Raw genomic sequence first — 17321 nt, 5'->3', positions numbered from 1 at the left:
GAATTCAACCGGCACCGACGGGCGGGCCTGGATTGGGCGGATGGCGCCATACCTGCGGATGTCCGATCCTCCGCGGACAGGCGCAGGCCGGGATAGGACGGGTCGGAAAGCAGCCGGTGGCTCTAGGCCGTCGCGGTGACTCGGGGAAAGCGCAGGGTGAAACGGGTGCCTTCGCCGGGATGGCTTTCGACCCCGATGGTGCCGTGCAGGCGGCCGGTCACCAGATTGTAGACGATGTGCAGCCCCAGCCCGCTGCCGCCCGCCCCGCGCCGCGTGGTGAAGAAGGGGTCGAAGATCTTGGGCAGCACGTCCGGCGCGATGCCGTTGCCGTCGTCGCCGACCGACAGTTCCACCATGTCGGGACCGAGCGTCCGGGCGGCGATGGCGATCCGGCCGGGCTGCTCCGGATCCAGCGCATGGACCAGCGCATTCATGATCAGGTTGGTCAGGATCTGCGACAGCGCGCCGGGATAGCCGTCCAGCTCCAGGTCGGCCGGACAGGCGACGTCGATGGTCAGGGCCGTCCGCGCCTTGTAGGTCGGGTGCAGGCTGCGCAGCAGCTCGTCGATGTAATCCCGCAGCAGGAAAGGGCGGCGCTCGTCGCTGGACTGGTCGACGGCGACCAGCTTGAAGCTCTGCACCAGATTGGCGGCGCGGGTGCTGTTGGACAGGATCAGGCTGGCCATCTCCATCCCGTCGCTGAGAAAGCGCTGGAAGTCCGACTTCTTCAGCGCGTTCGCCGTGTGGCGGTCCGACAGCTCGCCGATCAGAGTCTGCAATTGCGAGGCGCCGGTGATGGTGATGCCGATGGGGGTGTTCACCTCATGCGCCACGCCGGCGACCAGCTGGCCGAGCGAGGCCATCTTCTCCGCCTGGATCAGGCTGGCCTGGGTGGCCTTCAGTTCGTCGAGCGCGCGTTCGGCGGCATCGCGCGACTGGCGCAGGGCATGCTCCGCCTCCACCTCGCGCGTCACGTCGACCACCACCGCCTGGATCGCCGGGCCGTCCATCCAGTCGATGCGCCGGCCGGTCAGCTCCACCCACAGCCCGGCACCGTCGGACCGGCAGGCACGGATGCGGCGGCGCGGCGTCGACTGCCCGTTCTCCAGCAGCCGGTCGTACCCCTCGATCAGCGCCTGGCGTTCGGTCGCCGCCACCACCGACAGCAGGGACGGCAGGGCGACCACCTCTGCCACCGTCATGCCGAGCATGGCGGCGAAGCTGTCGTTGGCATAGAGCACATGGAAGTCACGATGGATGACGATGCCCTGGATCGAGCCTTCGACAAGATCGCGGAAGCGCCGCTCGTTGTCGGCCAGGGCCTGCTGGCGCCGGTCGATCTCCTCGATGAAATAGCGGATCGAGGCGCCGATGTCGGTAATCTCGTCGTCGCCATCGACCGGGACCGGAACCGGCAGGCCGGCCGGCGCCGCCATGCCGCAATGGGGGGGCTGGCGGTTTCCCGACAGCCGGGCCAGCACCGCCCGGTTCATCGCCACCAGCCGCGTCGACAGGAAGCGGCGGAAGAAGAAATAGACGCACACCGCCAGCAGAAGCGACGTTGCGGCCAGCACCATCACCGTGCGGGTGCGTTCGGCGATCAGCGCCGCCAGCGCATCGGTGCGCTCGGCCGACTGGTCGCGGATGGAATCGTACAGCGCGCGGGTGGAGCGTTCGACAGTCTCGACCAGAACCTGGGCCTGTCCGGTCAGCGCCTGGGCGCGGTTGCGCGCCTGCAGCCTGTCGATGGCGCTCTCGAACAACCCGCCCGGCGCCACCAGCAGCGAGAACAGCTCCTCCTGCACGGTGGACATCATCTGCCCGGTGGGGTCGGGGGCGCCGCCCGACAGGCGGGCCAATTCGGCCAGCGTACGTTCGGCGGACCGCGCCTCGCCCTTCAGGCGGCTGAGGTGATCGAGCTGCGTCGCTCCTGCCGCCCGCGCCATCAGCGCCCCGATGCGGGCCGCCCAGGCCCCGGTGTCCGGCATGCTCTCGATCGCCGCCGCCAGCCGGCTCAGCGCGCGGGCGGCTTCGGCCTGACGATCGCCATAGTCGATCTGGCGCGTGACCTCGGCGTTCAGGTCGGCGACCGTGGCGGCCAGGATCAGCAGGGTGGAGCGGGTCTGCTCCAGCAGGCGGACATTGCCGTCGCGCTCGCCCGCGCCGGGATCGCCCTCCTTCATCAGGCCGCGCATGCGGGCGACCAGAAGTTGCATCGAATCCAGTTCCGTCACCAGCCCGTCATAGATGGACCGGCGCTGCGGCGTCGAGGCGGCGGCGGCGAGCTGCGGCAGCTGCGCCACCAGCTTCTGCAACGACCCGTGCAGTTCGGCGCTGGTGATGACCTCCGGCAGGGTGTTGGTGGACAGCGCCGCCACCTCCGCCCGGAACAGGCGGAAGGAGGACATCGACACGCCGCCGATCAGCAGCACCAGCAGCGCCATCACCGACAGGCCCAGCGTGATGCGGAGGGCGATGCCGAACCGCCGCCTGCGTTTCGGCGGCGGCGTCTGCGGCATGCGCCGCGCGGTGTTGTCTATGACCACCGCATCGGATGCCGGCAGGGCGGTTGACGACAGCCCGTCCATCACCGCCTCACCGTCATGCGGCCGTCCAGCCGGGGAACGAACTCGCCGCTGCGGGCGATCTGGTCGATCATCTGGGTGGAGACGAACTCGGTGTTGCGATCCTCCACCAGCCGCGGCGCGCCGGCCAGGATGCCGTAGCCGTCGCCGCCCGCCGCCAGGAAGCTGCTGGTCGCCAGACGGTAGCGGCCGGACAGGGCGACCGGCTTGCCGCCGACCGACAGGCTGCGCAGCCGCTGGCCGGGAGGACGGCCGAGGTCGATCTCGGCCCGGGCATTGGACAAATGGGGAAAGCGGCCCTGCAACTGCTCCACCGCCGACACGCCGCTCTCCACCACATCCCAGAGTTGCTGTCCGGAGACGTCCAGCACCACCCCGACATCGTGGAAGGGCAGTTCGGTGTAGATGTCGCGCCGGGTCAGCAGGGTGCCGGCCGGATACTGGCGGTCGCCGCGGATGCCGCCGCCGTTGAACAGCGCCACGTCGCCGTCCAGCGCTTCGCGCAGCGTATCGACCACCGCATTGGCGAAGGCATTCTCGCCCGTCCGCAGCGACTCCTTGCGGGTGTCGAGGGGTGCGGTAAGACGTCCCACCTCCATCCGCAGCATGGTGTCGAGCCGCGCCGCATAGGCCCTGGCCTGGATCAGCACCGCCGGGTCGGGCGCCACCGTCGCCGTGTCGATCAGGCGCGGCGCCGGGGTCCAGGTCACCACCGGCTGGCCGTCCGGTCCGGCGGCCCGCTGCATCGTCAGGTCGAGCGCCAGCACCCAGGCGGCCTGCGGCCCGACGGTGGCGGACAGGAACCGGCCGTCGTACTCGACGGCGAAGGGGCGGCTGCGGTCCTGGTACAGCACGATGTCGGCCGGCCGGGCGGCCAGCACGCTGCGGTGGGTGTCGCCGGCATAGCCGGTCATCGCCACCACCAGATCGACGCCGTCGGCCCGCAGGGCCGCGGCCTTGGCGGCCAGCGCCCGCACCGGGTCGCGGAACTCGGTGCGCTGGGTGCGGGTGGTCTCCCGCGTCAGCACCGGCGTCGCCGCCATCACGCCGATGCGCAAGGGGCCGGCGGTCAGCACCACCGCCTCCTCCAGACCGTCCGGCGTGCGGCCGGTGGAGCGGTCGACCGCGTTGGTGGTGACGATGGGGAAGCCGGCCTCGAAGGCGCGGGCGCTCAGCCGGTCGTCGCCGTGATGGTATTCCCGGTTCAGCGCGGCCATCGCGTCGATGGTCATGCCGTTCAGCAGGTCGATGATGTGGGCGCCCTGGTCGTAGAAGGCGAGCACCGACGGCGCCAGCGTCTGTCCGCCATGCAGGACCAGCAGGTTGGGGTGGGCGGCCCGCTCCTGCCGGATCGTGCCGGCCAGCCGGGCCATGCCGCCGCGCCCGGCGGTCTCGTCCAGGTCGGTGGTGCCCTGGGTGTAGAGGATGGTCAGCCGCACCGGCCCGCTGTCCGCCACGCTCGCCTTGGGGGAGGCGTCAGTCTCCTGCGCATGGGCCGGCAGGATCGCGGCGAGGCCGATGGCAAGGCCCAGCGCCAGCGATGCGGTCAGGGGCGGCGATGTCCTGCCGGGCCGGGTCCGCACCCCGCCGGCAGCGCCGATTGAAATACCGATAATGTCCATAGCCCGGCGTCACCATTGCCCCCGCGCCGGATTATGCTCATTTTCCAGTCTTTGTTGAAGCAAAGCCGCGTTACGGGATTGTCATATTGATGACGCACGGCGGGGAAGAGCATGTTTTAACCACTCGTAGACACCAAGAAGTCTCAGTATTTCGATCAACTTCATCCGAACTGGTGCCGGAACTGCGGCAAAACGTGGCGCCAACCCCGCCCGACGGGTCTTCGCCAAGGCGGCGCGGCGGGCATAGGCGACGCGATGCAGGGTGACGCGGCGCGCGGCGGTGTCGTAACAGGCGAAGCAGGCGCGGGCGTCGGCCCCGCGCGGCTCCCCCACCGTGCCGGGGTTCAGCAGGTAGAGCCCGTCCGCCCGCAACTCCGCACCCAACACCGCCCGGTCGTTAAGCCCGCCGTCCAGCGCCACCGCATGCACCGCACCGTCGCGCCATTCCCAGAGCCCGGCCCGATGGGTGTGGCCGAAGGCGCAGATCCGCGCGACCGATGGATGCGCCGCGAGCGCCCGCAGGCTCAAGGCCCGCTTTCCGTCATCGTCCAGCCGGACCAGCTCCTTGCCCACTTCCGGATGCAGGGCACCATGGACGGCGACCAGCGTACCGTCCACATCGGCGGTCAGGGGCAGGCCGGTCAGGAAGGCACGGCTGTCCTCGTCCAGCCTTGCAACGGTCCAGGCAACGGCGCGCGCCGCCGGGCCACTGAACCCGTCGGTGCCGATCAGGCCCGCCACCGCCCGGTCATGGTTGCCGGCGATGCAGACGGCGCCGGACTGCCGCAGCAGGGCGATGCAGGCGGCGAAGTCGGTGTTGTAGCCGACGATGTCGCCGAGGCAGACGATGCGCTCCGCCCCCTCCGCCCGGATGGCGTCGAGCGTCGCCTGCAACGCCTCCAGATTGGCGTGGATGTCGGAGATCAGGGCGATCTTCATGGGTTATCGGGGGTCAGGGCTTCACGAGGCGGCCGGATCGGATGCCGCCGGGCATGCGCGCGAACAGCCGGTCCAGCTTCGGCCGCAGGAAGGGCATCGGGTCGTCCGGCGTGATCGCCTTCGCCTCGCAGCGCGCCACCCAGGCCAGCCAGCGCGCCGCCGGCACGCCGCTTTCCCGCGCCGCCAGCCGGTCCTTGCTGATGTGGCACCAGCAGGCGCCGGGGCGGGCCTTGGATTGGGCTTGGGCCGGGGCAGGGCGGGGCCGGCCGGTCAGGTCGGCCTGCACCATCGCCGGCAAATTCACCCCGGCGACCGCTCCCAGATGGTGCCACAGGTTGAAGCGCGGGTTGATCTCCAGCAGATGCAGCCGTCCGTCCGGGTCGCGCTTGAAGTCGAACTTGGCGACGCCGCGCAGGCCGATCTTCGCCGCGATCTCCCGCCCGAGCGCCGCCACATCGGCGCCCTCGCCGTCGATGTCGGTGATGGTCAGCGCCGTGCTGTGACCGTAATCGACAGGGTAGGTGCGGATCTTGCGCCCGGTGAATTCCCCGGCCACCGCACCGCCGGCGTCGATATAGACATGGTGGCTTTCGATCCGCGTTTCCGGCCCGGGGATGAGTTCCTGCGCCAGCAGCTCGATGCCGACCGGGATCAGGCGCGGCCACAGGGCGCGAAGCTCATCATGCCCGTCCAGCCGGATCGCCTTGCCCAGCCCCTCGATCTCGTCCCAGGGGGGACGGCGGGTCAGCGGCTTGACGATGAGGGGATAGCGCAGGTCCAGTTCCGGCGCCTCGCTGCCCGGCAGGGGACGCAGGCGGCGGGTGCGCGGCACCGGCAGACCCAGCCGTTCCGCCATCGCCTGGAAGCGGCCCTTGTCCACCAAAGTCTCAACCAGTTCGGCATTGGCCAGCGGAAGGCGGAAGACCGAGGCCAGCCGGTCGCGGTTGCGCGACACCATCAGCAGCTGGGCGTCCTCCTCCATATACAGCACCGGCTTTTGCGACTGGGCGGCGCCGAAGCGCAGCAGACGGTCGACCAGCGTGCCGTCATTGCCGCCTTGCCAGGGGATCAGCTGGGCGGTGAAGCGGGAATGCGCGGTGGCACCGCCCGGCGGCCCGACCACGGCACAGCGGATGCCGGCCAGCCCCAGCGGGCGCACCAGATCCATGTCGCCCAACACGCAGGCCAGCGGCCCGGCCGTCATCCCGGTCTTCATCGCCAATTCCCCCGTTCGGATCCCGCACTCAAATGCCTTTGGCCGGCGCGATCCATCCGCGCAGCGACCGCTTGACCGCATCGGCCATCACCCCGCGCGCCCGGCGGACATGCGCCTCCATCCGCCGGCTGAACCGGTCGGGGCCGAGCGTCAGCCAGTTCATCGGCTGTTCGGCGTTGGAGAGCAGCGGCTTGTGCCCGGCCGGCGTCGACATGAAGTCGTAGCAATCCTCGCCGCGGGCCAGCGCCTCCTCGATGGCCAGAACATGGCTCAGCAGCCCCGGCTTCAGCCGGTTGTCCGTCTCGAAGGCGAAGCCGCCCTGATAGTTCAGCACGCGGTTGCGGTGGACGAAGTTGTAGAGATAGCCGACCGCCTGCCCACCGGCGCTGACCCGGCTCAGCCGCACGGCGCCCTGCGGCATCCCCTCGGCGATCAGCCGTCGATGGAAGGGGCGGAAGGCGGCATTGGCGAAGGCTCCGGCCTGCCCGCGCGCCTGCCAGCCGGCCTGATGCAACACCTCCAGCCCGGCGAAATACTCCAGCGCCTCGTCCACCGTCGTGGCGACACGGTGTTCCAGCGCACCGCGAGCCCGGTAAAGCCGCTCGCTGCGGTTCACCGCCGCCCGCGTGTTGCGGCCGAGCCCGCCGCGGAAATCGCCTCCCGCCGCGCGCACCGTGGCGAAATCCACCCACTGTGCGGAGTCCGCGACGCGCAGTTGCAGCGTGTGGCCGGTGCGCGCCGCCACCCGCCGGGCCGCCCGCTCCGCCGCCAGGGTCAGGCCGCCCAGCACCAGCTCGTCATTGGCGCCCAGCCGCTCGCCCAGCCATTGCAGCATGGCGTCCGTCACCTCGTCGGCAAAACGGCGGTCGGCAAGGATGCCGTTATACTCCATGAACAGCCGGTCATAGCCGCGGTCGCCGGTCTCGTGCAGCATCCAGCAGTGGCTGGGCAGCAGCCCGAACCGGCGCCGCAGGCGCGGGCAGAGCAGGGCCAGACCAACCGTTCCGCCCCCCTGGCGGGCAACCAGCAGCTGCGGCTCGATCCCGTCCGGCATCTGCGCCAGCCAGGGCCCGATCCAGGTCCAGGAGAGAAAGAAAGAAGAGTCGGAGCGGCTTTCCAGCTCCGTCCATGCCCGCGCCAGCTCCGGCATGGAGGGCAGGGGATGCAGGGCGACCTGTATCTCGGTTGCGGTTGCGGAACCGGTCGCCCTCTGCGGAAGGGTGCCGTCGGAGTCGGTGCGTGGCCAGATGCTCATCGGCGCGGCATCTCCGGTAGATATTCTCTACCGAAAACAACACGCTGGTCAGACGAACGGTCCCGTCTACGCCGGGGACACCCGAAAGTCTGCGCGGCGCGAACGGGTGCCGCAAAGTGGTAGGATCCTATACGAAGTTGTCCGAATTCCCCTCTCCCTGGAGGAAGAGGGGAATTCGGACCCGATCTCAGCGCTTCACCGTGTCGGCGGACTGGCCGAACAGGATCTTCTTGCTGTCCTCATTCACCGTGGGCGTGCGGTTGGGGTTGATCTCCTGCCCCTTTTCATAGGCGCGCACCACCGCCGGCCGCTCCTTGATCGCGGTGAACCAGCGCTTCAGGTTGGGGAAGTTGTCCAGATCCTGCTGCTGGCGTTCGTACGGGACGATCCACGGGTAGCTCGCCATATCGGCGATGGACAGCTCCGCCCCGCCGAGGAACTCGTTGTCGGCAAGGCGCTTGTCCATCACGCCATAGAGACGGCTGGTCTCCTTGACGTAGCGCTCCATGGCGTAGGGGATGCGTTCCGGCGCGTATTGGACGAAATGGTGGTTCTGGCCGGCCATCGGGCCGAGGCCACCGACCTGCCAGAACAGCCATTCGAGAACCGTCTTGCGGCCGCGCACGTCGCCGGGCAGGAACTTGCCGGTCTTCTCGGCAAGGTAGACAAGGATGGCGCCGGATTCGAACACGCTGATCGGCTCGCCGCCGTCGGCCGGGGCGGTGTCGATGATCGCCGGCATGCGGTTGTTGGGCGAGAAGGCCAGGAAGTCCGGCTTGAACTGGTCGCCGGTGGAGATGTTCACCGGCTTGAAGCTGTAGTCCAGCCCGGCTTCCTCCAGAAAGATCGTGATCTTGTGGCCGTTCGGCGTCGGCCAGAAATAGAGGTCGATCATCCCAAACCCTCCTGCGATTTATCGGCCTGACGGTCCAGGCCGTGATTTCGGGAAAAAGGTTAACCGCTTCGGTTCGGCTGGCAAGCCCGCGCAGACGCGCGGCAGACCTCCGATCCGCCACTTATATTCCGTTCAACGAAATTCAATTTCATTTTGTTGACAGGCATTTTCGCATCTGTCAGCGTGGCCAACGAACAGACGAGGCGGCGCCCCTCGATCCCCCCGACGCTTGGTTTCCCCTGAAATCATTCTCCCCGGACGGAGAGCACGCATGGCCTTGGACACGGATGTTTTGGATCAACTGCTGGACACGCTGGGGCGCTTCGTCCGCGAGAAGCTGGTCCCGCTGGAGCACAAGGTGGCGGAGGACGACGCCATCCCGGCCGAGGTGATCGGCGCGATGCGCGAGATGGGCCTGTTCGGCCTGTCGATCCCGGAGGAGTATGGCGGGCTCGGCCTGTCGATGACGGACGAGGTGCAGGTCGCTTTCCAACTGGGCCAGACCTCCCCGGCCTTCCGCTCGCTGATCGGCACCAACAACGGCATCGGCTCCCAGGGCATCGTCATCGACGGCACGGCGGAGCAGAAGCAGCGCTATCTGCCGCGTCTGGCCGCCGGCGAGATCGTCGGCGCCTTCGCCCTGACCGAGCCGGAGTCCGGCTCCGACGCCGGCTCGCTCCGCACCACCGCCCGGCGCGACGGCGACCATTTCATCCTGAACGGCACCAAGCGCTACATCACCAATGCGCCGCAGGCCGGCCTCTTCACCGTCTTCGCCCGCACCGATCTGGACAGCCGCGACGCCCGCGGCGTGTCGGCCTTCCTGGTGGAAGCCGGGACGCCCGGCCTGTCGCTCGGCCCCATCGACAAAAAGATGGGCCAGAAGGGCGCCCACACCTGCGACGTGATCTTCGAGGACTGCCGCGTTCCGGCCAGCGCCATCCTGGGCGGCAAGGAGGGGCAGGGCTTCAAGACGGCGATGAAGGTGCTGGACCGCGGCCGCCTGCACATCGGCGCCGTCTGCGTCGGTCTGGCGGAGCGGCTGATCCGCGACAGCCTGTCCTACGCCATGGAGCGCAAGCAGTTCGGCCAGCCGCTCGCCGAGTTCCAACTGATCCAGGCGATGCTGGCCGATAGCCGGGCCGAGGCCTATGCCGCCCGCTGCATGGTGCTGGAGACCGCGCGCCGACGCGACGCCGGACAGAACGTCAACACCGACGCCGCCTGCTGCAAGATGTTCTCGACCGAGATGGTCGGCCGTGTCGCCGACCGCGCGGTGCAGATCCATGGTGGGGCCGGCTACATCGCCGATTACGGGATCGAGCGCTTCTACCGCGACGTCCGCCTGTTCCGCATCTATGAAGGCACCACCCAGATCCAGCAGCTCGTCATCGCCCGCAACATGATCCGGGAGGCGGCATGACCGCCGGGCGGCCGGTTCCCGATTTCGCTGAAATGGTGGCGGCGCTGCCGCCACGCCTCAGCAACGCCGCGCTCGCCTGGGCGGAACGGACTCCGGACGCCCCCGCCCTGTTCGATGGGGCGCAGCACTGGAGCTATCGCCGCTTAGCCCAGGCGGTCGGCAGCGCTGCCGCGCAGTTGAAGCGGCTGGGGGTGGTCGGCGGCGACCGGGTGATGATCGTCTGCGAGAACGGCCTCGCCGCCGTCACCCTGATCCTGGCCGCCAGCGAATGCGACGCCTGGCCGGTCATCGTCAACGCCCGCCTGTCGGAGCGCGAGATCGACGGCATCCGCGACCACTGCCGGCCGCGCCGGGTCTTCTATACCGATACGGTATCCCCTGAGGCCGCCGCCCACGCCGCCCGCCATGGCGCGGAGCCGCTCGGCGACCCGGATCTGCCGCCGATGGCGGTCGGGCCGCTGCTGGACGCCGATCCGGAGCCGGTCCATGCCGGCAACATGCGGCAGGTCGGCGCGCTGATCTACACCTCCGGCACCACCGGCAAGCCGAAGGGCGTGATGCTGTCGCACCGCGGCCTGCTGTTCGTCGCCTCGGTGTCGGGCTGGATGCGCGGGCTGGGCCCCGGCGACCGCACCTATGGCGTGCTGCCGGTCAGCCATGTCTTCGGGCTGGCCTCGACCTGCCTCGGCACCCTTTATGCCGGCGGCTGCCTGCACACCGTGCCCCGCTTCGCCCCCGCAGCGGTGTGGCAGGCCCTGGAACAGGATGGGGTGACCGTGTTCCAGGGTGTTCCAGCCATGTACGCCAAGCTGGTGGAGCACGCCACCGTCACCGGCCGCAACCCCGCCGCGCCGGCCCTGCGCTACCTGTCGTCGGGCGGCTCTGTGCTGGACCTCGACCTCAAGCTGGCGGTGGAGCGGGTCTTCGGCTTGGCCCTGCACAACGGCTACGGCCTGACCGAATGCTCGCCGACGGTGACGCAGACCCGGCTCGACGCGCCGCGCGGCGACACCTCCATCGGCCCGGCCCTGCCGCTGGTGGAGATGCGCTTCGTCGACCATGTCACCGGCCTGGATGTGGCCGATGGCGAGCCGGGGGAGCTGTGGGTCCGCGCCCCCAACGTCATGCTCGGCTATTACCGCGAACCGGCACTGACCGCCCAGGTCATCACCGACGACGGCTGGCTGAAGACCGGCGACGTCGCCCGGCTGGAACCGGACGGCTGCGTCGCCGTGGTCGGCCGCATCCGCGAGATCGTCATCCGCTCCGGCTTCAACGTCTATCCGGAGGAGGTGGAGGGCGTGCTGACCAGCCACCCGGCGGTGACGCTGGCCGCGGTGGTCGGCCATGCCGTCGCCGGCAACGAGGAGGTGGTGGCCTTCGTCCAGTTCGTCCCCGGCCGCGGCGCGACCGAGGAGGAGCTGAAAGCCTGGGCCGCCGAACGGCTCGCCCCCTACAAGCGCCCCTCGCGCATCGTCGCCCTGGAGTCCCTGCCGGCCAGCCCGACCGGCAAGCTGCTGAAAAGCGGCCTCCGCGCGCTCGCCGCCGAGGTGATGGCCGCCTGACGCCGAGACCGGAACACCGAAAAACAAAGCCTCAAAAAGCAATGCCCATGGGAGGGATCAAAAGCATGACCCGGACGCTCGCCAATCTCGTAACCGTCTCGGCCCTCGCTCTGTCGGCGGCGCTCGGCGCCGGGGCGGCGCAGGCCAAGGACTTCCTGCTGGGCTCCGAACTGCCGCTGACCGGCAGCCTCGCCCGCGTCGGCCAGGGCATGCACGAGGGCATCTCCGTCGCCGTCGAGATGGCAAACAGGAGCTATGCCGGCAAGCACAGCTTCAAGGTCCAGACCATCGACGACGAGACCTCGCCCGCCAAGGGCGTGGCGGCGGTGGAGAAGCTGGCCGGCGACGGGGTGGTGGCGATCACCGGCGGCTACGGGTCCAACATCATCGGCCCGGCGTCGGAGGCGGCGCAGAAGGCCGGGCTGGTCTACATCACCTCGGGCGGCGTCTCCCCCGAACTGACCCAGCGCGGCTATCCCACCTTCTTCCGCATCAACAACACCGACGGCTATGCGCTCGCCATGATCGGCATGTTGCAGGACATGGGCGCGAAGAAGGTCTCCATCGTCTATCTGAACAAGGACGCCACCAGCAGCCTCGCCAAACAGGTCAACAGCGCCCTGGCCGCCAAGGGCGTCACGGTGGGCATGCACGAGTTCGACGGCTCCACCAGCGACTTCAAGCCGCTGATGAACAAGGTCAAGCTGCAGGACCGTCCCGACGTCATCGCCATGGTCGGCTACGAGAACGACTATGTCGGTATCCTGCGGGCATCCAAGGTGCTGAAGCCGCAGGTCAAGGCAATGGTCGGCGTCTGGTCGCTCGCCACCGCGCAGATGGCCAAGGAATTTCCCGAACTGATGGAGAACGTCTACGGCACCTCCATGCTGCCCTACCCGGTGGAATTCACCCAGCCGGAAGCGGTCGAGTTCGCCGCCGCCTACAAAAAGCTGTTCAACAAGGATCCCGACTATCTGGGGCAGTTCGGCTATGTCCAGACCCGCCTGCTGATCGACGCCGTCGTCCGCGCCGACGAGGCCGGGACGCTCGCCAAGGGCGGCTTGGCCGACGAGCTGCGCAAGACCGACGCCAACACCCTGATCGGCCGCGTCACCTTCGACAGGAACGGCGACAACCTGAACTTCACCCACCGCATGGGCCAGCACCAGGGCGGCAAGGTGGTCCTGGTCTGGCCGAAGGACGCCGCCAACGGAACGATGAACTTCCCGGCAGTGCCCTGGTGAGCGAGACCGCCTTTCCCAACCGGGGAAAGGGGATGAGGCCACCTCCAACAGGGGGCAACCCATGTTCGAACTGACGCTCCAGGCACTATTCTCGGGCCTGCTTGCCGGCGGCTATTACGCGACCGTGGCGGTCGGGCTGGCGCTGGTGTTCGGGACCATGCGGGTCATCAACCTCGCTCATGGCGAGCTGGTGCTGCTGGCCGCCTATGTCGCCTATGCGGCGGAAACCAATTATGGCGTCAACCCAGTGATGGCGATCCCGGTGGCGCTGGTGATCGTCGGGTCGGCGTCGGCCATCGTCTATGCACTGCTCAGCCGCATCCGGCAGGACCGCGAGATCAACTCGCTGATCCTCACCTTCGGGCTGGGGATCATCCTGACGAATGCCATCCTGTCGATCTGGAAGGCCGACATCCATTCGACCTCCGATCCCTGGTTCCAGGATTCCCTGGTCGTCGCCGACACACTGTTCGCGATGAATGCGGAGGTCGCGTCCTTCGTCGGCGGGCTGGTGCTGATGGCCGGCGTCTGGTGGTGGCTGAACCATTCCTGGCAGGGACGAGCGGTGCGGGCGCTGTCGTCGGACCGGGCGGCGGCGACGCTGATGGGCGTCAACCCGCGCAAGATCGAAATCCTGTCCTTCCTGATCGCGGCCCTGCTCGCCACCTTCGCCGGCTTCGCCATCTACACCGGCAAAACCGTCTTCCCGGCGTTGGGCCATGTGCTGACGGTCAAGGCCTTCATCATCACCGTGCTGGCCGGCATGGGCTCGATCCCCGGCGTGCTGATCGGCGCCGTCATGATCGGCGTCATCGAATCGCTGACGGTCACCTACCTGTCGGCCTCGTTGCAGGAATTGGCGGGCATGATCCTGTTCCTGGTCGTGCTGTTCGTCTCGCCTTCGGGCCTGTTCGGCGGGGGGAGGGCACTGGCGCGATGAGGAATTCCCCGATGAACCGTCTTCTTCTGATCGCCGCACTCGCCGTCGCCTATGTCGGCGTGCCTTTGCTGTTCGGCGGCAACGCCTATGTGCTGGGTCTGATCGTCGCGGCGCTGACCATCGCCGGGGTGGCGGTGGCCTGGGCGCTGCTCGGCAATCTCGGCGGCATGGTCAGCTTCGGACACGCCGCCTTCTTCGGGGTGGGGTCCTACACCTCCGCCGTGTTGGCGATGAAGCTGGGGGTGCCGGTCTTCGCATCCATGCTGCTGGGCGGGGTGGGGGCGGCGCTGTCCTCCATCGCCATGCTGCCGGCGCTTCGGCTGCGCGGGCCCTATTTCGCCCTCGCCATCCTCGCCTACGCCCACATCTTCCAGATTCTAACGACCGAGATGACGCCGGTCACCGGCGGGGCCGGCGGGCTGCTGTCGATCCCGCGCTTTCCGAAGATCCTGGGCTTCGATTTCGGCGAGAAGCTGGGCGGCTACCTGATCGTCCTGACCATCGTCGTGCTGGCGGCCCTCGCCTATGACGCCATCCGGCGCAGCACCTGGGGCCTCGCCCTGAAGGCGATGCACGACACCGAGGTGGCGACCCGCGTCGTCGGTGTGCCCAGCACGCATCTGAAGGCGGCGATGCTGGTGCTGTCGGCCTTCATCACCGGGGTGGTCGGCGCCTTCAACGCGCATTTCATCAGCTTCCTCGACCCCGATTACGCCTTCTCCAGCGGCTGGACCGTGCTGCCCATCGCGGCAGCCATCTTCGGCGGCTACCGCACGGTGTGGGGGCCGGTGGTGGGGGCGTTGGCGATCTATCTGGTCGACCAGCTGCTGTTCAAGCCGATCCTGCCGCACGGCCACCAGATGATCCTGGGCGTGCTGCTCTGCGCCATGATCCTGTTCAGCCCCGGCGGCCTGATGCCGGCCTTGCGCCGCCGCCCGGTGAAGGAGAGCCGCCATGCTCACGCTTGAAGGCGTCCAGGTCAATTTCGGCGGCGTCCAGGCGTTGAAAAACGCCAGCTTCTCCGTCGCCGAAGGGGAGAGCATCGGTCTGGTCGGCCCCAACGGCGCCGGCAAGACCACGCTGTTCAACGTCATCTCCGGCGTAGTTCGCCCCACCGCCGGTCGTCTGGACTTCCGCGGCACCTCGCTGCTGAAGCTGCCGGAATGGAAACGGGCACGGCTCGGCATCGGCCGCAGCTTCCAGATCCCGCGACCCTTCGGCCACTGCACGGTGCGGGAAAACCTGCTGGTCGCCCAGCGCTTCGGCGCCGGGAAAAAGGACCCGAAGCGGATCGACGAGATCCTCGACATCCTGAACCTGCGCGACAAGGCCGACCGCGACGCCACCAGCGAACTGGCATTGACCGAGCACAAGGCGCTGGAGGTCGGCAAGGCATTGGCAACGGAGCCGAGCCTTCTCCTGCTGGACGAGGTGCTGGCCGGGCTGGAAACCAGCAGCAAGCGCGCCTTCATGGAACGGCTGGCGGCGGTGCGCGACCGCTACCGCCTCGCCATGGTCATCATCGAGCATGACATCGCCACCATCGCAGCGCTCTGCCCGCGGGTGCTGGTGCTGAATTTCGGCCAGATCATCGCCGACGGCTCCCCCGAGGCGGTGTTCCGCGACCCGGAGGTCATCCGCAGCTACACCGGCGAAACCACCCTTGCGGAGGCATCATGACCAACGCGCTCGACATCCTGACGCTGCGCGCCGGCTATGGCGCGATCAATGTGCTGTGGGACGTCTCGCTGTCGGTTGAGGCCGGCAAGACGACGGTGATCGTCGGCCCGAACGGTGCCGGCAAGACCACGCTGCTGCGCGCCATCATGGGGCTGGTGCCCGCCACCTCCGGCGACATCCGCGTCGACGGGCAGAGCCGCAAGGCGGCGAAGACCTGGGACAGGGTGGCCGACGGGCTGGTGATGATCCCCGAGGGCCGGATGATCTTCCCCGACATGACGGTGGAGGACAACCTGATGATGGGCGCCTTCCCGCGCGGCTGCCGCAAGGACTGGAAGCGCAACAGGGCGATGGTCATGGACATGTTCCCGCGGCTGGCGGAACGGCGTGGGCAGATCGCCGGCACCCTGTCGGGCGGCGAGGCGCAGATGCTCGCCATCGGCCGCGGCCTGATGGAGCAGCCGCGCGTCTGCCTGATCGACGAGCCGTCTCTCGGCCTCGCCCCCGTGGTGGTGGACGAGATCTTCCGCATCCTGGCGCGGCTGCGGGCGGAGGGGCTGACCATCCTGCTGGTCGAGCAGAACACCAGCCGCGCCCTGAAGATCGCCGACCATGTCTATCTGATGCAGTCGGGCAAGGTCGTGCTGTCCGAACGCGGCGACCGGGTGGACCTGGAGCGTCTTCACGCGCTTTACTTCGCGCACGAAACAGCCGCGTGATGGAACAGGGTATGGACGATCTGCTGAACGGGGAGCCGGAGTCGGGCTTCCAGCGCCTGCTGGGCTACGCCTTGAGTCGCTGGGAGGAGGGCGAGGCGGAGCTGACGATGGCCATCGACGACCGCCACCTGAACCGGGCCGGCGTGGTGCATGGCGGGGTTCTGGTGACGCTTTTGGACACGGTTTCCGGATTCTCGGCAACATACTGTCCCTTCCCCGGCCGGGTGCGGCGGGTGGTGACGCTGTCGCTGTCGACGAGCTTCCTGGGTCAGGCGCGCACCGGTACGCTGGTCGCCACCGGCCGGCTGCGCGGCGGCGGGCGCAAGATCATCGGCGTGGCGGCGGAGATCCGCCATGGCGATACCGGCGCCCTGATCGCCACGTCGGAAGGCATGTTCAAATACCGGCCGGGCAGCGAGAACCGGGAGGGAACCGAGCTATGAGCGGACAATTGACCGTCGCGCGCCAGGGCCGCGTGATGGTGCTGACGATGGACGACGCGGCCACCAAGAACGCGCTGGGGCCGGAGATGATGGCCGCCGCGCGCGACGCGCTGGTCCAGGCGGCGGAGGATCCGGGGGTGGGCGCCATCGTCCTGACCGGGGCGAACGGCACCTTCTGTTCCGGCGGCAATCTGGGCCGGCTGCTCGGCAACGCCAAGGCCGATCCGGAGGTGACGCGCGTCAGCCTGGAGCGCTTCCATGGCTGGACCCGCGCCATGCGCGCCTGCCCCAAGCCGGTGATCGCCGCCGTCGAGGGGGCCGCCGCCGGGGCCGGCTTCTCGGTGGCGCTCGGCTGCGACCTGATCGTCGCGGCGGAGGATGCCGTGTTCACGCTTGCCTACGTGAAGGTCGGCCTCAACCCCGACGGCGGGGCATCGGCCTTCCTCGCCCGTGCCGCGACGCCGCAGCTGGCGGCCGAGATCATGTTCGAAGGCGGCAGGATCGGTGCTGCGCGGCTGGCTCAGCTCGCCATCGTCAACCGGGTGGTGGCGCCCGGCGCCACCCTGGCCGAGGCACTCGCCTGGGCGGAGCGGCTGGCGGACGGGCCGACGCTCGCCATCGGCCGGGCTAAGCGGCTGATCGAGAGCGGCTTCGGCGCGCCCGACGACCAGCTCGACCGCGAGGCCGCCTTCTTCGTCGAAGCCCTGCACGGGGCGGAGGCGGCGGAGGGCATCACCGCCTTCTTCGAAAAACGCGCGCCGAACTACCCCCGTTGAAAACCTGCATTCGCGGGCA

Annotated in this window: 15 protein-coding genes; 9 read left to right on the top strand and 6 right to left on the bottom strand. The window is 68.8% G+C overall.

From position 1 onward, the window contains the following. Positions 1-122: 122 nt before the first annotated feature. From VH569_RS19445 to VH569_RS19420, 6 genes are all read right to left on the bottom strand, one after another. Positions 123-2588, bottom strand: a complete 2466-nt coding sequence (locus VH569_RS19445) for an ATP-binding protein (RefSeq protein ID WP_423317121.1) — start codon at positions 2586-2588, stop codon at positions 123-125. Further along, on the bottom strand, positions 2588-4207 hold the full coding sequence (locus tag VH569_RS19440) for a bifunctional metallophosphatase/5'-nucleotidase (protein ID WP_423317119.1): 1620 nt from the start codon (positions 4205-4207) through the stop codon (positions 2588-2590). Before VH569_RS19440 ends, VH569_RS19445 begins: the two co-directional genes overlap by 1 nt. Positions 4208-4288: 81 nt before the next feature. Further along, positions 4289-5146, bottom strand: coding sequence for a metallophosphoesterase family protein (locus VH569_RS19435; protein ID WP_423317117.1), 858 nt, complete (start codon positions 5144-5146; stop codon positions 4289-4291). Positions 5147-5159: 13 nt separating this feature from the next. After that, positions 5160-6362 (bottom strand): ATP-grasp domain-containing protein, encoded by a 1203-nt coding sequence (locus VH569_RS19430; RefSeq protein WP_423317116.1) that lies wholly within the window; start codon positions 6360-6362, stop codon positions 5160-5162. 28 nt (positions 6363-6390) lie between these two features. Then, complete coding sequence (locus VH569_RS19425) at positions 6391-7617, bottom strand: GNAT family N-acetyltransferase (protein ID WP_423317114.1); 1227 nt, start codon at positions 7615-7617, stop codon at positions 6391-6393. Positions 7618-7804: 187 nt separating this feature from the next. Continuing rightward, entirely contained in the window at positions 7805-8512 is a 708-nt protein-coding gene (locus VH569_RS19420) for a glutathione binding-like protein (protein ID WP_423317112.1), read from the bottom strand. Between the two features lie 271 nt (positions 8513-8783). Here VH569_RS19420 and VH569_RS19415 point away from each other — a divergent pair, with 271 nt between their 5' ends. From VH569_RS19415 to VH569_RS19375, 9 genes are all read left to right on the top strand, one after another. After that, positions 8784-9935: an acyl-CoA dehydrogenase family protein gene (locus tag VH569_RS19415; RefSeq protein WP_423317110.1), complete on the top strand. Its 1152-nt coding sequence runs from the start codon at positions 8784-8786 to the stop codon at positions 9933-9935. Next, a complete protein-coding gene (locus VH569_RS19410) occupies positions 9932-11500 on the top strand; it encodes a class I adenylate-forming enzyme family protein (RefSeq protein ID WP_423317108.1) in 1569 nt (522 codons plus the stop codon). Before VH569_RS19415 ends, VH569_RS19410 begins: the two co-directional genes overlap by 4 nt. A gap of 65 nt (positions 11501-11565) precedes the next feature. Continuing rightward, positions 11566-12744 carry an ABC transporter substrate-binding protein gene (locus VH569_RS19405; RefSeq protein WP_423317107.1) on the top strand — a complete coding sequence of 393 codons (1179 nt, stop codon included), beginning with the start codon at positions 11566-11568 and terminating at the stop codon, positions 12742-12744. Positions 12745-12805: 61 nt separating this feature from the next. Further along, positions 12806-13684, top strand: coding sequence for a branched-chain amino acid ABC transporter permease (locus VH569_RS19400; protein ID WP_423317105.1), 879 nt, complete (start codon positions 12806-12808; stop codon positions 13682-13684). Between the two features lie 11 nt (positions 13685-13695). Continuing rightward, positions 13696-14652: a branched-chain amino acid ABC transporter permease gene (locus VH569_RS19395; RefSeq protein WP_423317103.1), complete on the top strand. Its 957-nt coding sequence runs from the start codon at positions 13696-13698 to the stop codon at positions 14650-14652. Continuing rightward, complete coding sequence (locus VH569_RS19390) at positions 14639-15364, top strand: ABC transporter ATP-binding protein (RefSeq protein WP_423317102.1); 726 nt, start codon at positions 14639-14641, stop codon at positions 15362-15364. Before VH569_RS19395 ends, VH569_RS19390 begins: the two co-directional genes overlap by 14 nt. Then, positions 15361-16083: an ABC transporter ATP-binding protein gene (locus VH569_RS19385; protein ID WP_109050446.1), complete on the top strand. Its 723-nt coding sequence runs from the start codon at positions 15361-15363 to the stop codon at positions 16081-16083. Before VH569_RS19390 ends, VH569_RS19385 begins: the two co-directional genes overlap by 4 nt. Continuing rightward, positions 16083-16526, top strand: coding sequence for a PaaI family thioesterase (locus VH569_RS19380; protein ID WP_423317210.1), 444 nt, complete (start codon positions 16083-16085; stop codon positions 16524-16526). The genes VH569_RS19385 and VH569_RS19380 overlap by 1 nt, the downstream gene beginning before the upstream one ends. Continuing rightward, complete coding sequence (locus tag VH569_RS19375) at positions 16523-17302, top strand: oxepin-CoA hydrolase, alternative type (RefSeq protein ID WP_423317099.1); 780 nt, start codon at positions 16523-16525, stop codon at positions 17300-17302. The genes VH569_RS19380 and VH569_RS19375 overlap by 4 nt, the downstream gene beginning before the upstream one ends. Positions 17303-17321 lie beyond the last annotated feature (19 nt).

Origin of the sequence: Azospirillum sp. 11R-A (assembly GCF_049472615.1) — a bacterium.
GTDB classification, from domain to species: domain Bacteria; phylum Pseudomonadota; class Alphaproteobacteria; order Azospirillales; family Azospirillaceae; genus Azospirillum; species Azospirillum palustre.
This window is presented reverse-complemented; position numbering and strand designations above follow the sequence as displayed.

What these genes read in the sequence shown, in the direction of transcription:
- VH569_RS19380 (WP_423317210.1), top strand. Translation starts at nt 16,083, where the DNA reads ATGGAACAGGGTATGGACGATCTGCTGAACGGGGAGCCGGAGTCGGGC.
- VH569_RS19400 (WP_423317105.1), top strand. Translation starts at nt 12,806, where the DNA reads ATGTTCGAACTGACGCTCCAGGCACTATTCTCGGGCCTGCTTGCCGGC.
- VH569_RS19405 (WP_423317107.1), top strand. Translation starts at nt 11,566, where the DNA reads ATGACCCGGACGCTCGCCAATCTCGTAACCGTCTCGGCCCTCGCTCTG.
- VH569_RS19385 (WP_109050446.1), top strand. Translation starts at nt 15,361, where the DNA reads ATGACCAACGCGCTCGACATCCTGACGCTGCGCGCCGGCTATGGCGCG.
- VH569_RS19390 (WP_423317102.1), top strand. Translation starts at nt 14,639, where the DNA reads ATGCTCACGCTTGAAGGCGTCCAGGTCAATTTCGGCGGCGTCCAGGCG.
- VH569_RS19440 (WP_423317119.1), bottom strand. Translation starts at nt 4,207, where the DNA reads ATGGACATTATCGGTATTTCAATCGGCGCTGCCGGCGGGGTGCGGACC.
- VH569_RS19435 (WP_423317117.1), bottom strand. Translation starts at nt 5,146, where the DNA reads ATGAAGATCGCCCTGATCTCCGACATCCACGCCAATCTGGAGGCGTTG.
- VH569_RS19420 (WP_423317112.1), bottom strand. Translation starts at nt 8,512, where the DNA reads ATGATCGACCTCTATTTCTGGCCGACGCCGAACGGCCACAAGATCACG.
- VH569_RS19375 (WP_423317099.1), top strand. Translation starts at nt 16,523, where the DNA reads ATGAGCGGACAATTGACCGTCGCGCGCCAGGGCCGCGTGATGGTGCTG.
- VH569_RS19425 (WP_423317114.1), bottom strand. Translation starts at nt 7,617, where the DNA reads ATGAGCATCTGGCCACGCACCGACTCCGACGGCACCCTTCCGCAGAGG.
- VH569_RS19410 (WP_423317108.1), top strand. Translation starts at nt 9,932, where the DNA reads ATGACCGCCGGGCGGCCGGTTCCCGATTTCGCTGAAATGGTGGCGGCG.
- VH569_RS19430 (WP_423317116.1), bottom strand. Translation starts at nt 6,362, where the DNA reads ATGAAGACCGGGATGACGGCCGGGCCGCTGGCCTGCGTGTTGGGCGAC.
- VH569_RS19395 (WP_423317103.1), top strand. Translation starts at nt 13,696, where the DNA reads ATGAACCGTCTTCTTCTGATCGCCGCACTCGCCGTCGCCTATGTCGGC.
- VH569_RS19415 (WP_423317110.1), top strand. Translation starts at nt 8,784, where the DNA reads ATGGCCTTGGACACGGATGTTTTGGATCAACTGCTGGACACGCTGGGG.
- VH569_RS19445 (WP_423317121.1), bottom strand. Translation starts at nt 2,588, where the DNA reads ATGGACGGGCTGTCGTCAACCGCCCTGCCGGCATCCGATGCGGTGGTC.